We start from the raw sequence: 13659 nt of genomic DNA on the forward strand, positions 1-13659 counted from the left end.
TTAACACAGTTGTAATATGAGGTTAATCCCTTGAGTGACATGGCGAAAAACCTAATACTCTGGCTGGTCATTGCCGTTGTGCTGATGTCAGTATTCCAGAGCTTTGGGCCCAGCGAGTCGAATGGCCGCAAGGTGGATTATTCTACCTTCCTGCAAGAGGTCAATCAGGACCAGGTTCGCGAAGCGCGTATCAACGGACGTGAGATCAACGTTACCAAGAAAGATAGTAACCGTTACACGACTTACATCCCGGTGAACGATCCTAAGCTGCTTGATAACCTTCTGACCAAAAACGTCAAAGTGGTAGGCGAGCCGCCAGAAGAACCAAGCCTGCTGGCTTCAATCTTCATTTCCTGGTTCCCGATGCTGCTTCTTATCGGCGTCTGGATCTTCTTTATGCGTCAGATGCAGGGCGGCGGTGGCAAAGGTGCCATGTCGTTCGGTAAGAGCAAGGCGCGTATGCTGACGGAAGACCAGATCAAGACCACGTTTGCTGACGTCGCCGGTTGTGACGAAGCAAAAGAAGAGGTGGGTGAACTGGTTGAATACCTGCGCGAGCCGAGCCGTTTCCAGAAACTGGGCGGTAAGATCCCGAAAGGCGTTCTGATGGTCGGCCCTCCGGGTACCGGTAAAACCCTGCTGGCGAAAGCCATCGCGGGTGAAGCGAAGGTGCCGTTCTTTACTATTTCAGGTTCTGACTTCGTGGAAATGTTCGTGGGTGTCGGTGCATCTCGTGTGCGTGACATGTTCGAGCAGGCCAAGAAGGCAGCACCGTGCATCATCTTCATCGATGAAATCGACGCCGTAGGCCGCCAGCGTGGCGCAGGTCTGGGCGGTGGTCACGACGAGCGTGAGCAGACCCTGAACCAGATGCTGGTTGAGATGGACGGCTTCGAAGGTAACGAAGGTATCATCGTTATCGCGGCAACTAACCGTCCGGACGTACTTGACCCTGCGCTGCTGCGTCCAGGACGTTTCGACCGTCAGGTTGTGGTCGGTCTGCCGGATGTTCGCGGTCGTGAACAGATTCTGAAAGTGCATATGCGTCGCGTACCGCTGGCGCCGGATATCGACGCGGCAATCATCGCGCGTGGTACCCCGGGCTTCTCCGGTGCGGATCTGGCTAACCTGGTCAACGAAGCTGCACTGTTTGCCGCACGCGGCAACAAGCGCGTAGTCTCCATGGTGGAGTTCGAGAAAGCGAAAGACAAAATCATGATGGGTGCGGAACGTCGCTCCATGGTGATGACGGAAGCGCAGAAAGAGTCCACCGCATACCACGAAGCGGGCCATGCGATTATCGGCCGCCTGGTACCGGAACACGATCCGGTGCACAAAGTGACGATTATTCCGCGCGGCCGTGCGCTGGGTGTGACCTTCTTCCTGCCTGAGGGCGATGCGATCAGCGCCAGCCGTCAGAAGCTGGAAAGCCAGATTTCAACCCTGTACGGCGGTCGTCTGGCGGAAGAGATCATCTACGGGCCAGAACACGTTTCTACCGGTGCGTCGAACGATATTAAAGTGGCGACAAACCTGGCGCGTAACATGGTGACTCAGTGGGGCTTCTCCGACAAACTCGGTCCGCTGCTGTATGCAGAGGAAGAGGGTGAAGTATTCCTGGGCCGCTCCGTGGCGAAAGCGAAACATATGTCCGATGAGACGGCACGTATCATCGACCAGGAAGTGAAAGCGCTGATTGAACGTAACTATGGTCGCGCTCGTCAGATCCTGAACGACAATATGGACATCCTGCATTCGATGAAAGATGCGCTCATGAAATATGAGACCATCGATGCACCGCAGATTGACGACCTGATGGCTCGCCGCGAAGTGCGTCCGCCAGCAGGCTGGGAAGACCCTGGCGCTTCCAACAATTCTGACAACAATGGCACCCCGCGCGCGCCGCGTCCGGTTGATGAACCGCGTACGCCAAACCCGGGCAACACCATGTCAGAACAGTTGGGCGACAAGTAAGTCACTGCTGTTGAAGCGTTTGTCTGTACCTCAAACCCTGGAGCTTGCTCCGGGGTTTTTCTTTTCCGTTAAACCATACTAAAGGCAGGGATTTAACCATGAAACTCTTCGCCCAGGACTCGCATCTCGATCTTTCACATCCGCATGTGATGGGGATCCTGAATGTTACCCCTGACTCCTTCTCTGACGGCGGCACGCACAACACGCTTATCGACGCGGTTAAGCACGCAAATTTAATGATCAACGCGGGTGCCACCATCATTGACGTTGGCGGTGAATCGACGCGTCCCGGCGCGGCAGATGTTTCGGTGGAAGAAGAGCTGGCGCGCGTGGTGCCGGTGGTTGAGGCCATCGCGCAACGTTTCGAGGTATGGATCTCCGTCGACACGTCCAAACCAGAAGTGATCCGTGAAGTGGCGAGAGTGGGTGCTCACATTATTAATGATATCCGCTCGCTGACCGAACCGGGCGCGATCGAGGCCGCTGCAGAAACCGGCCTGCCGGTATGCCTGATGCATATGCAGGGGCAACCGAAAACCATGCAGGAAGCGCCGAAGTATGATGATGTCTTTGTCGACGTGAATCGCTTCTTTATTGAGCATATTGAACGCTGTGAGCGTGCAGGCATCCCAAAAGAGAAATTGCTGCTCGACCCGGGGTTCGGTTTCGGTAAAAATCTCTCACACAATTATGCGTTGCTTGCGCGCTTATCGGAATTTCATCACTTTGGCCTGCCGCTGCTGGTGGGGATGTCGAGAAAATCGATGATTGGCCAATTGCTGAATGTGGGACCGAGCGAACGCCTGAGTGGCAGCCTGGCCTGCGCGGTAATTGCGGCGATGCAAGGCGCGCACATTATCCGTGTCCATGACGTCAAAGAAACAGTAGAAGCCATGCGTGTGGTAGAAGCCACACTGGCAGCGAAGGAAAACAAACGCTATGAGTAATCGTAAATATTTTGGTACCGATGGTATCCGTGGGCGCGTAGGCGATGCTCCAATCACCCCTGATTTTGTTCTGAAGCTCGGCTGGGCTGCTGGTAAGGTACTGGCGCGTCATGGCTCACGTAAGATCATTATTGGTAAAGATACCCGTATTTCGGGCTATATGCTGGAATCTGCGCTGGAAGCGGGTCTGGCGGCTGCAGGGCTTTCAGCCTCTTTTACTGGCCCAATGCCAACGCCTGCGGTTGCCTATCTTACGCGCACCTTCCGCGCAGAAGCGGGAATTGTGATCTCGGCGTCTCATAACCCGTTCTACGACAACGGCATCAAGTTCTTCTCCATTGACGGCACCAAGCTGCCGGACGAAGTGGAAGAGGCCATTGAAGCCGAAATGGAAAAAGAGATCACCTGTGTTGATTCCGCAGAACTGGGTAAAGCGAACCGTATCGTCGATGCGGCGGGCCGTTATATCGAATTCTGCAAAGGAACCTTCCCGAACGAGCTGAGCCTGGCGCATCTTAAAATTGTGGTGGACTGTGCGAACGGTGCGACCTATCACATTGCGCCGAATGTCTTCCGCGAGCTGGGTGCGAAAGTGATCGCCATCGGCTGCGAGCCGGATGGTCTGAACATTAACGAAGAAGTCGGGGCGACGGACGTGCGCGCCCTGCAGGCGCGCGTGCTGGCGGAAAAAGCCGATCTGGGCATTGCCCTGGACGGCGACGGTGACCGCGTGATCATGGTTGACCATGAAGGCAATAAAGTCGACGGCGATCAGATTCTCTACATCATTGCCCGCGAAGGCCTGCGTCAGGGTCAGCTGCGCGGCGGCGCGGTTGGGACGCTGATGAGCAACATGGGTCTGGAACTGGCGCTGAAACAGCTCGGTATTCCGTTTGTTCGCGCGAAAGTGGGCGACCGCTACGTGCTGGAAAAGCTTCAGGAGAAAGGCTGGCGTATTGGTGCCGAGAACTCCGGTCACGTGATCCTGCTCGACAAAACCACTACCGGTGACGGCATTGTTGCCGCGCTGCAGGTGGTTGCCGCGATGGCGCGCAACCATATGAGCCTGCACGATCTGTGCAGCGGGATGAAAATGTTCCCGCAGATCCTGGTGAACGTGCGCTTCACTGCCGGTAAAGGCGATCCGCTGGAAAATGACAACGTGAAAGCGGTAATGGCTGACGTTGAAGCGGCTCTGGGCAGCCGCGGACGCGTGCTGCTGCGTAAGTCCGGTACCGAGCCGCTGATCCGCGTGATGGTGGAAGGTGAAGACGAAGCGCAGGTCACCGAATTTGCGCACCGTATTGCGGATGCCGTAAAAGCTGCATAATCCTTCACAGTAAGTGTTTAAAAAGGCGGCGCTTGCCGCCTTTGTTTTGAGCAATTAATGGCTTTTTGCTGTTTTTTTCCGCAGTTGATACAATGCCTCAAAAATGCCCTTGCGAAGGCCATTCGCTTTGGTTAGTATTCACACCCGCTTCAGTGGGAAACAAAAATCCTGCTAATTGGTCGAAGCATTGGTATGCGGCAAATCCGCAAGGAACAGGTTGATTATGTACGAAGCTCTTTTAGTTGTTTTCCTTATTGTAGCCATCGCTCTCGTAGCGTTGATCATGCTGCAGCAAGGTAAAGGCGCTGATATGGGAGCCTCCTTCGGAGCAGGCGCTTCCGGTACGCTGTTCGGTTCAAGTGGTTCTGCGAACTTCATGACCCGCACAACGGCGATTCTGGCTACGCTGTTCTTCATCATCAGTCTGGTACTTGGCAATATCAACAGCAACAAGACCAGCAAAGGAAGCGAGTGGGAAAATCTGAGCGCGCCAGCAAAAACTGAGCAGACTCAGCCAGCTGCACCGGCTAAGCCAACCAGCGATATCCCGCAGTAAGTATTCCGTACCGAGGTGGTGGAATTGGTAGACACGCTACCTTGAGGTGGTAGTGCCCTAACGGGCTTGTGGGTTCGAGTCCCATCCTCGGTACCAATATTCCAGAAGAAAGACGTCGAAAGACGTCTTTTTTTTCGTCTGTATATTGTGGTGGCTGGCAAAATGGCGGGTGGCGCTACGCTTGCCCGTCCAACAAATGCCCAATAAAAAAGGCGCCCGTGGGGCGCCTTTTGCATGTCTTGCTGTCGATTATTTCTTATCGCTGTGTTCCAGGTTCTCAACCTGCGGCAGGCCGTTACCGGAATTCGCGGAGAGCAGACCATTCTCAACGTAGTTGAACAGCTTCTCACGGGTATCGGTGATATCCAGGTTACGCATGGTTAACTGGCCAATACGGTCGTCCGGAGAAAACACAGACTCACCTTTTTCCATGGTCAGACGCTCTGCTTTATAGGTCAGGTTGTCCGACACGGTGTTCAGGATGGAGTAGTCGTTACCGCGACGCAGTTCCAGCGTCACTTCACCGGTGATCGCGCTCGCTACCCAACGCTGCAGCGCGTCACGCAGCATCAGCGCCTGCGGATCGAACCAGCGACCCTGATACAGCAGTTTGCCCAGCTGACGACCATGAGAGTGATACTGCTCGATGGTGTCTTCGTTGTGAATACCGGTCAACAGACGCTCGTAAGCGATGTGCAGCAGCGCCATCCCCGGAGCTTCATAGATACCGCGGCTTTTCGCCTCGATGATACGGTTTTCAATCTGATCGCTCATGCCCAGACCGTGGCGACCGCCGATGCGGTTTGCTTCCAGCATCAGTTCAACATCGTCAGAGAAGGTCTTGCCGTTCAGGGCAACCGGATGGCCACGTTCAAAACGCACGGTCACTTCTTCCGCCGGGATCTTCACGCTCTCGTCCCAGAACTTCACGCCCATGATCGGGTTAACGATCTTCACGCTGGAGTTCAGGAATTCCAGGTCCTTCGCTTCGTGCGTCGCGCCCAGCATGTTGGAGTCGGTAGAGTAGGCTTTCTCAACGGACATTTTGTAGTCAAAGCCGCAGGCAATCATAAACTCGGACATTTCATGGCGGCCACCCAGCTCGTCGATGAAGTCGGTGTCCAGCCACGGCTTGTAAATCTGCAGCTCCGCGTTGGTCAGCAGGCCATAACGATAGAAACGTTCGATATCGTTACCTTTATAGGTGCTGCCGTCACCCCAGATGTTCACGCCATCTTCTTTCATGGCGGCAACCAGCATGGTGCCGGTAACGGCACGACCCAGCGGGGTGGTGTTGAAATAGGTCAGGCCGCCCGTGGTGTTATGGAACGCACCGCACTGAATAGCGGCGATGCCTTCAGCAACCAGCTGCTTGCGGCAGTCAATCAGTCGCGCGTTTTCTGCGCCATACTCTTTAGCGCGACGAGGAATAGCATCATAGTCGTCCTCATCCGGCTGACCCAGGTTCGCAGTATATGCATACGGAACCGCTCCCTTCTGGCGCATCCACAGCAGTGCAGCGCTGGTATCCAGGCCGCCTGAGAAAGCGATGCCAATACGTTGTCCTACCGGAAGATGCTTGAGAATCGTCGTCATAGAATAAAACCCTGCTTGATTGACTGATTAGAGACCGCTTTCGCTCTCTTGTGCATTTTTATGCAAAATAAGTGAGTATTCATTTAATCATCTTTTATCGAATACCGGAAGAGACTCGTGCGTTTTTTGTAAAAAATTTGGTCTGTTCTGTCTGGCGGAAGCTGGGTTGACAGGTGGGGTTAACTATCAATATACTAAACGCCGATTTTACGTCCCGTCTTCGGTACCAAATCCCAGCATTATTTGCAAATTCTGTCCAAAACGCGTAGAATTTGCCACGTTTCAGGCGCGGGGTGGAGCAGCCTGGTAGCTCGTCGGGCTCATAACCCGAAGGTCGTCGGTTCAAATCCGGCCCCCGCAACCACTTTCCCATAAAGTTCTTTTTCAAATATACTGTGAAGACTTAGAGCCTTCGTAGCTGGATTTGAAAAAATTCTTTCGGAGAGTGCTCCAGGCCACAGTTGTGGCTATAGGGTTCAGTTATCTAAAGCCCCGATTTATCGGGGTTTTTTGTTATCTGACTACAGAATAACTGGGCTTTACGCCCTTTTTTTATGTCTTGGGGGTGGGCTTGTCCACATTAGAGCAAAAATTAACAGAGATGATTACTGCACCGGTCGAAGCACTGGGCTACGAACTGGTCGGCATCGAATTCGTTCGCGGCCGTACATCGACGCTGCGCATCTATATTGATAGTGAAGATGGCATCAATGTTGATGATTGTGCTGATGTCAGCCACCAGGTGAGTGCGGTTCTTGATGTTGAAGACCCAATTACCGTTGCGTACAACCTGGAAGTTTCCTCACCTGGCCTGGATCGCCCGATGTTCACGGCCGAGCACTATGTGCGCTTTACCGGTGAAGAAGTGGCTCTCGTTCTGCGTATGGCCGTACAGAACCGCCGTAAATGGCAGGGAATTATCAAAGCCGTTGATGGTGAAATGATCACGGTGACAGTCGAAGGCAAAGATGAAGTGTTCGCGCTGAGTAATATCCAGAAGGCGAACCTGGTTCCCCACTTTTAACAGTCTGGATTGAGGTGAAAAGCCCGCGATGAACAAAGAAATTTTGGCTGTTGTTGAAGCCGTCTCCAACGAGAAATCACTGCCGCGTGAGAAGATTTTCGAAGCGCTGGAAAGTGCACTGGCTACAGCAACCAAGAAAAAATACGAACAAGAGATCGATGTTCGCGTAGAAATCGATCGTAAAAGCGGTGACTTCGATACATTCCGTCGTTGGGTAATCGTAGAAGAAGTGACCCAGCCGACCAAAGAGATCACCCTGGAAGCTGCACGTTTTGAAGACGAAAGTCTGAACGTGGGTGACTACGTTGAAGATCAGATTGAATCTGTCACCTTCGACCGTATCACCACCCAGACCGCTAAGCAGGTTATCGTGCAGAAAGTGCGCGAAGCCGAGCGCGCGCTGGTTGTCGATCAGTTCCGCGATCAGGAAGGCGAAATCATCACCGGCGTGGTGAAGAAAGTGAACCGCGACAACATCTCTCTGGAAATTAAATCCGAAGGGATGCCGGGCAACGCTGAAGCCGTGATCCTGCGTGAAGATATGCTGCCGCGTGAAAACTTCCGCCCGGGCGACCGTATTCGTGGTGTTCTGTACGCCGTGCGCCCTGAAGCGCGTGGCGCGCAGCTGTTCGTGACCCGTTCTAAACCAGAAATGCTGGTTGAACTGTTCCGCATCGAAGTGCCGGAAATTGGCGAAGAAGTTATTGAGATCAAAGCAGCAGCTCGCGATCCAGGCTCTCGTGCGAAAATTGCGGTGAAAACCAACGACAAGCGTATCGACCCGGTCGGTGCTTGCGTCGGTATGCGCGGCGCGCGCGTTCAGGCGGTTTCTACCGAACTGGGCGGCGAGCGTATTGATATCGTTCTGTGGGACGACAACCCGGCGCAGTTCGTAATCAACGCAATGGCTCCGGCTGATGTTGCGTCTATCGTTGTTGACGAAGACAAACACACCATGGATATCGCTGTTGAAGCGGGCAACCTGGCGCAGGCGATTGGCCGTAACGGTCAGAACGTACGCCTGGCGTCACAGCTGAGTGGCTGGGAACTCAACGTCATGACCGTTGATGACCTGCAGGCTAAGCATCAGGCTGAAGCCCATGCGGCGATCGATACCTTCACCAAATACCTCGACATTGACGAAGACTTCGCCACTGTTCTGGTAGAAGAAGGTTTCTCTACGCTGGAAGAACTGGCCTATGTGCCAATGAAAGAGCTGCTGGAAATTGACGGTCTGGATGAGCCAACCGTTGAAGCCCTGCGTGAACGCGCTAAAAACGCACTGACCACCCTGGCACTGGCTCAGGAAGAAAGCCTTGGCGATAAGAAGCCGGCTGATGACCTGCTGAATCTGGAAGGTCTTGATCGTGCGATTGCGTTCAAGCTGGCTGCCCGTGGTGTTTGTACGCTGGAAGATCTCGCTGAGCAAGGCGTTGATGACCTGGCCGATATCGAAGGTTTAACCGACGAGAAAGCCGGCGAACTCATCATGGCCGCACGTAATATTTGCTGGTTCGGCGACGAAGCGTAATAAACTGTAGCAGGAAGGAACAGCATGACTGATGTAACTGTAAAATCGCTGGCTGCTGAGATTCAGACCTCCGTGGACCGCCTGGTACAGCAATTTGCTGATGCAGGGATCCCGAAGTCCGCTGATGACTCGGTGACCGCGCAAGAAAAACAAACCTTGTTAACGCACCTGAACCGCGAACACGGTTCTACGCCTGACAAGTTAACGCTGCAGCGCAAAACGCGCAGCACGTTAAACATTCCTGGTACCGGTGGCAAAAGCAAATCGGTACAAATTGAAGTCCGCAAGACGCGCACCTTTGTAAAACGTGATCCGCAAGAGGCAGAACGCCTTGCCGCGGAAGAGCAGGCACAGCGTGAAGCGGAAGAACAAGCTCAGCGTGAGGCGGAAGCAGCCGCCAAACGTGAAGCAGAATTAAAAGCTGAACGTGAGGCCGCAGAAAAAGCGAAACGCGACGCCAGTGATAAAGTGAAGCGTGACGCTGCGGAAAAAGACAAAGTGAGCAATCAACAGACAGACGAAATGACCAAAACCGCCCAGGCTGAAAAAGCCCGCCGTGAAAATGAAGCTGCCGAGCTGAAGCGTAAAGCGGAAGAAGAAGCCCGCCGTAAGCTGGAAGAAGAAGCTCGCCGCGTCGCTGAAGAAGCGCGCCGTATGGCAGAAGAAAACGAGAAGAATGGCGTGAATACCGCTGAACCGACTGAAGATACCAGCGACTATCACGTGACCACTTCTCAGCATGCGCGTCAGGCTGAAGATGATAACGACCGTGAAGTAGAAGGCGGCCGTGGCCGTGGTCGTAATGCAAAAGCCGCGCGTCCGGCGAAGAAAGGTAACAAACACGCTGAATCTAAAGCTGACCGTGAAGAAGCACGTGCAGCGGTTCGCGGTGGTAAAGGCGGTAAGCGTAAAGGTTCTTCTCTGCAGCAGGGCTTCCAGAAGCCAGCTCAGGCGGTTAACCGTGACGTCGTGATTGGCGAAACCATCACCGTTGGCGATCTGGCGAACAAGATGGCGGTTAAAGGCTCTCAGGTCATCAAAGCGATGATGAAGCTGGGCGCAATGGCAACCATCAACCAGGTTATCGACCAGGAAACCGCACAGCTGGTTGCCGAAGAGATGGGCCACAAAGTTATCCTGCGTCGTGAAAACGAGCTGGAAGAAGCAGTAATGAGCGACCGTGACACTGGCGCTGCGGCTGAACCGCGTGCACCGGTTGTGACCATCATGGGTCACGTTGACCACGGTAAAACCTCTCTGCTTGACTACATTCGTTCTACGAAGGTTGCCTCCGGCGAAGCGGGTGGTATTACCCAGCACATCGGTGCTTACCACGTAGAAACCGAAAACGGCATGATCACCTTCCTGGATACCCCAGGCCACGCAGCGTTCACCTCAATGCGTGCTCGTGGTGCTCAGGCTACGGATATCGTTGTACTGGTTGTTGCAGCAGACGATGGCGTTATGCCACAGACCATTGAAGCTATCCAGCACGCGAAAGCGGCGCAGGTGCCTCTGGTTGTTGCGGTCAACAAAATCGATAAGCCAGAAGCCGATCTGGACCGCGTGAAGAACGAACTGTCTCAGTACGGCGTTATGCCGGAAGAGTGGGGTGGCGAAGCGCAGTTCATCCCTGTATCTGCAAAAGCGGGTACCGGTATCGACGACCTGCTGAACGCTATCCTGCTTCAGGCTGAAGTTCTGGAGCTGAAAGCCGTTCGTAAAGGTATGGCGAGCGGTGCGGTAATCGAATCCTTCCTGGATAAAGGTCGTGGTCCGGTTGCTACGGTTCTGGTTCGCGAAGGTACGCTGAACAAGGGCGACATCGTTCTGTGTGGCTTCGAATACGGTCGCGTTCGTGCGATGCGTAACGAACTGGGTCAGGAAGTGCTGGAAGCAGGTCCGTCCATCCCAGTGGAAATCCTGGGTCTGTCCGGTGTTCCGGCTGCCGGTGATGAAGTGACCGTGGTGCGTGACGAGAAGAAAGCGCGTGAAGTGGCACTGTATCGTCAGGGCAAATTCCGTGAAGTTAAGCTGGCGCGTCAGCAGAAATCTAAACTTGAGAACATGTTTGCGAACATGGCTGAAGGCGAAGTTCACGAAGTGAACGTCGTTCTGAAAGCGGACGTTCAGGGTTCTGTGGAAGCGATCTCCGACTCCTTGCTGAAACTGTCTACCGACGAAGTGAAAGTGAAGATCATCGGTTCTGGCGTAGGTGGTATCACCGAAACCGACGCAACCCTGGCTGCGGCATCCAACGCTATCCTGGTTGGCTTCAACGTGCGTGCTGATGCATCTGCTCGCCGCGTGATCGAAGCGGAAAGCCTGGATCTGCGCTACTACTCCGTCATCTATAACCTGATCGACGAAGTGAAAGCTGCGATGAGCGGTATGCTGTCTCCTGAGCTGAAACAGCAGATCATCGGTCTGGCTGAAGTGCGTGACGTGTTCAAATCACCGAAATTCGGTGCTATCGCGGGCTGTATGGTTACCGAAGGTACCATCAAGCGTCACAACCCAATCCGCGTACTGCGCGACAACGTGGTTATCTACGAAGGCGAGCTGGAATCCCTGCGCCGCTTCAAAGATGACGTTAACGAAGTCCGTAACGGCATGGAATGTGGTATCGGCGTGAAGAACTACAACGACGTTCGCGTTGGCGATATGATCGAAGTGTTCGAAATCATCGAGATCCAACGCAGCATCGACTAATCCTTCAGGGATAAGTCCATATGTAGGCCGGGATCGCCTCGTGCCACCCGGCAATAATTTTAAAAGGGGCTTTTAGCCCCTTTTTTGTCTGGAGAATTTATTATGGCGAAAGAATTTGGTCGCCCACAGCGCGTGGCGCAGGAGATGCAGAAAGAGATCGCACTCATCCTGCAACGCGAAATTAAAGACCCGCGTATCGGTATGATGACCACCGTATCTGGCGTGGAAATGTCTCGTGACCTGGCCTATGCCAAAGTGTTCGTAACCTTCCTGAACGATCAGGACGAAGCGGCGGTTAAAAACGGCATTAAAGCACTGCAGGAAGCCTCTGGTTTCATCCGCTCTCTGCTCGGCAAAGCGATGCGCCTGCGTATCGTGCCAGAGCTGACCTTCTTCTACGACAACTCGCTGGTCGAAGGTATGCGCATGTCCAACCTGGTGACCAGCGTGGTGAAACATGACGACGAACGTCGTGTTAACCCGACGGACGACAGCAAGGAGGACTGATGAGTCGTCCTCGTCGTCGCGGTCGCGACGTGCATGGCGTGCTGCTGCTGGATAAACCGCAGGGCGCATCCAGCAACGACGTGCTGCAAAAAGTGAAGCGTATTTATAACGCTAACCGTGCGGGCCACACCGGCGCGCTGGATCCGCTGGCGACTGGCATGCTGCCGATTTGCCTGGGTGAAGCGACAAAGTTTTCCCAGTACCTGCTCGATTCCGATAAACGCTACCGCGTTATCGCTAAACTGGGCCAGCGTACGGATACCTCCGACGCGGATGGTCAGGTGGTAGAAGAGCGCCCGGTGACCTTCAGCGCCGAACAGCTTGATGCGGCCCTGGAGAGCTTCCGCGGGGACACGATGCAGGTGCCGTCGATGTATTCGGCGCTGAAATATCAGGGCAAGAAGCTCTACGAATATGCGCGACAGGGAATTGACGTCCCGCGCGAAGCCCGCCCGATTACCGTGTATGAGCTACTCTTTATTCGCCATGAAGGCGATGAGCTGGAGCTGGAAGTCCACTGTTCGAAAGGGACCTATATTCGCACCATCATTGACGATCTGGGTGAAAAGCTGGGCTGCGGCGCGCATGTGATCTACCTGCGTCGTCTGGCGGTCAGTAAATATCCGGTGGAACGCATGGTGACGCTTGAGCAGCTGCGCGCGTTGGCTGAGCAGGCACAAGCGCAGGGAGTGGAACCAGCAGATTTGCTGGATCCATTGCTGATGCCAATGGACAGTCCGGCAGCGGACTTCCCAATCGTTAATCTTCCTTTAACATCGTCCGTTTACTTTAAGAACGGAAACCCGGTTCGTACGGCGGATGCGCCGCTGGATGGACTGGTACGCGTGACGGAAGGTGACGAAGGGAAATTCATCGGTATGGGCGAAATGGACGGTGAAGGGCGCGTTGCGCCGCGTCGTCTGGTCGTCGAATATCCGGTCGACGCGTGACGGCGATAACGGCTCACCTTGCGATAAGCAGGGGAGACGAGTAGAATATCGCCGCTTAACGCCCGGTGAATTGTTTAACAATCTGCGGGGCGTACATGGGGTCGCTGAATTAGAGATCGGCACCCTTACATTCTTTATACTTTGGAGTTTGAAAATGTCTCTAAGCGTTGAAGCTAAAGCTAAAATCGTTTCTGAGTTTGGTCGTGGTACTAACGACAGCGGTTCTACCGAAGTTCAGGTTGCACTGCTGACTGCACAGATTAACCACCTGCAGGGTCACTTTGCAGAGCACAAAAAAGATCACCACAGCCGTCGTGGTCTGCTGCGCATGGTTTCTCAGCGTCGTAAACTGCTCGACTACCTGAAGCGTAAAGATGTTGCACGCTACACCGCGCTGATCGAGCGTCTGGGTCTGCGTCGCTAAGTCTTGCGAGTTTCAGAAAAGGGGGCCTGATGGCCCCTTTTTTCAACCAGACGGCAGCAATTCAATGGAAACTATTGTATTGTTGCTATAAATGATCTTCATTGCAGA

Annotated in this window: 11 protein-coding genes and 2 tRNA genes; 12 read left to right on the forward strand and 1 reads right to left on the reverse strand. The window is 54.0% G+C overall.

Annotated elements, in window-relative coordinates; all coding sequences use genetic code 11:
- The first annotated feature begins 39 nt into the window (after nt 1-39).
- The 5 genes from ftsH (at nt 40) to USG84_RS16360 (ending at nt 4903) form a co-directional block, all read left to right on the forward strand.
- Complete coding sequence (gene ftsH, locus USG84_RS16340; protein WP_013098921.1) at nt 40-1974, forward strand: ATP-dependent zinc metalloprotease FtsH; 1935 nt, start codon at nt 40-42, stop codon at nt 1972-1974.
- A 98-nt stretch (nt 1975-2072) separates the two neighbouring features.
- The gene (gene folP, locus USG84_RS16345) at nt 2073-2921 is read left to right on the forward strand and encodes a dihydropteroate synthase (RefSeq protein WP_151412468.1); all 849 of its coding nucleotides are present in this window, start codon (nt 2073-2075) and stop codon (nt 2919-2921) included.
- Nucleotides 2914-4251 (forward strand): phosphoglucosamine mutase, encoded by a 1338-nt coding sequence (gene glmM, locus USG84_RS16350; protein ID WP_028014552.1) that lies wholly within the window; start codon nt 2914-2916, stop codon nt 4249-4251. The genes folP and glmM overlap by 8 nt, the downstream gene beginning before the upstream one ends.
- Nucleotides 4252-4474: 223 nt before the next feature.
- The gene (secG, locus tag USG84_RS16355; protein WP_021242256.1) at nt 4475-4807 is read left to right on the forward strand and encodes a preprotein translocase subunit SecG; all 333 of its coding nucleotides are present in this window, start codon (nt 4475-4477) and stop codon (nt 4805-4807) included.
- Nucleotides 4808-4816: 9 nt separating this feature from the next.
- A tRNA-Leu gene (locus USG84_RS16360) sits at nt 4817-4903 on the forward strand.
- Between the two features lie 153 nt (nt 4904-5056).
- On the opposite strand, the gene argG is transcribed toward USG84_RS16360, so the two are convergent.
- Entirely contained in the window at nt 5057-6403 is a 1347-nt protein-coding gene (gene argG, locus USG84_RS16365) for an argininosuccinate synthase (protein ID WP_061096957.1), read from the reverse strand.
- Between the two features lie 287 nt (nt 6404-6690).
- Between argG and USG84_RS16370 the strand changes: the two genes are divergently transcribed.
- From USG84_RS16370 to rpsO, 7 genes are all read left to right on the forward strand, one after another.
- Nucleotides 6691-6767: transfer RNA gene (locus USG84_RS16370), tRNA-Met, on the forward strand.
- A gap of 207 nt (nt 6768-6974) precedes the next feature.
- A complete protein-coding gene (gene rimP, locus USG84_RS16375; RefSeq protein WP_014833432.1) occupies nt 6975-7427 on the forward strand; it encodes a ribosome maturation factor RimP in 453 nt (150 codons plus the stop codon).
- 28 nt (nt 7428-7455) lie between these two features.
- Nucleotides 7456-8958 carry a transcription termination factor NusA gene (gene nusA / locus USG84_RS16380; protein ID WP_014885374.1) on the forward strand — a complete coding sequence of 501 codons (1503 nt, stop codon included), beginning with the start codon at nt 7456-7458 and terminating at the stop codon, nt 8956-8958.
- 24 nt (nt 8959-8982) lie between these two features.
- The gene (gene infB / locus USG84_RS16385) at nt 8983-11670 is read left to right on the forward strand and encodes a translation initiation factor IF-2 (protein WP_041907885.1); all 2688 of its coding nucleotides are present in this window, start codon (nt 8983-8985) and stop codon (nt 11668-11670) included.
- Between the two features lie 102 nt (nt 11671-11772).
- The gene (rbfA, locus tag USG84_RS16390) at nt 11773-12177 is read left to right on the forward strand and encodes a 30S ribosome-binding factor RbfA (RefSeq protein ID WP_041907887.1); all 405 of its coding nucleotides are present in this window, start codon (nt 11773-11775) and stop codon (nt 12175-12177) included.
- A complete protein-coding gene (gene truB, locus USG84_RS16395) occupies nt 12177-13127 on the forward strand; it encodes a tRNA pseudouridine(55) synthase TruB (protein WP_045260076.1) in 951 nt (316 codons plus the stop codon). The genes rbfA and truB overlap by 1 nt, the downstream gene beginning before the upstream one ends.
- Nucleotides 13128-13281: 154 nt before the next feature.
- Nucleotides 13282-13551, forward strand: coding sequence for a 30S ribosomal protein S15 (rpsO, locus tag USG84_RS16400; RefSeq protein ID WP_003861789.1), 270 nt, complete (start codon nt 13282-13284; stop codon nt 13549-13551).
- Nucleotides 13552-13659: the final 108 nt, after the last annotated feature.

The sequence above is a fragment of the Enterobacter sp. 168J2 genome (genome assembly GCF_034107265.1).
GTDB classification, from domain to species: Bacteria; Pseudomonadota; Gammaproteobacteria; order Enterobacterales; family Enterobacteriaceae; genus Enterobacter; species Enterobacter nematophilus.

Coding starts and splice junctions, on each gene's coding strand:
- ftsH (WP_013098921.1), top strand. CDS start 40: ATGGCGAAAAACCTAATACTCTGGCTGGTCATTGCCGTTGTGCTGATG.
- folP (WP_151412468.1), top strand. CDS start 2,073: ATGAAACTCTTCGCCCAGGACTCGCATCTCGATCTTTCACATCCGCAT.
- glmM (WP_028014552.1), top strand. CDS start 2,914: ATGAGTAATCGTAAATATTTTGGTACCGATGGTATCCGTGGGCGCGTA.
- secG (WP_021242256.1), top strand. CDS start 4,475: ATGTACGAAGCTCTTTTAGTTGTTTTCCTTATTGTAGCCATCGCTCTC.
- argG (WP_061096957.1), bottom strand. CDS start 6,403: ATGACGACGATTCTCAAGCATCTTCCGGTAGGACAACGTATTGGCATC.
- nusA (WP_014885374.1), top strand. CDS start 7,456: ATGAACAAAGAAATTTTGGCTGTTGTTGAAGCCGTCTCCAACGAGAAA.
- infB (WP_041907885.1), top strand. CDS start 8,983: ATGACTGATGTAACTGTAAAATCGCTGGCTGCTGAGATTCAGACCTCC.
- rbfA (WP_041907887.1), top strand. CDS start 11,773: ATGGCGAAAGAATTTGGTCGCCCACAGCGCGTGGCGCAGGAGATGCAG.
- truB (WP_045260076.1), top strand. CDS start 12,177: ATGAGTCGTCCTCGTCGTCGCGGTCGCGACGTGCATGGCGTGCTGCTG.
- rpsO (WP_003861789.1), top strand. CDS start 13,282: ATGTCTCTAAGCGTTGAAGCTAAAGCTAAAATCGTTTCTGAGTTTGGT.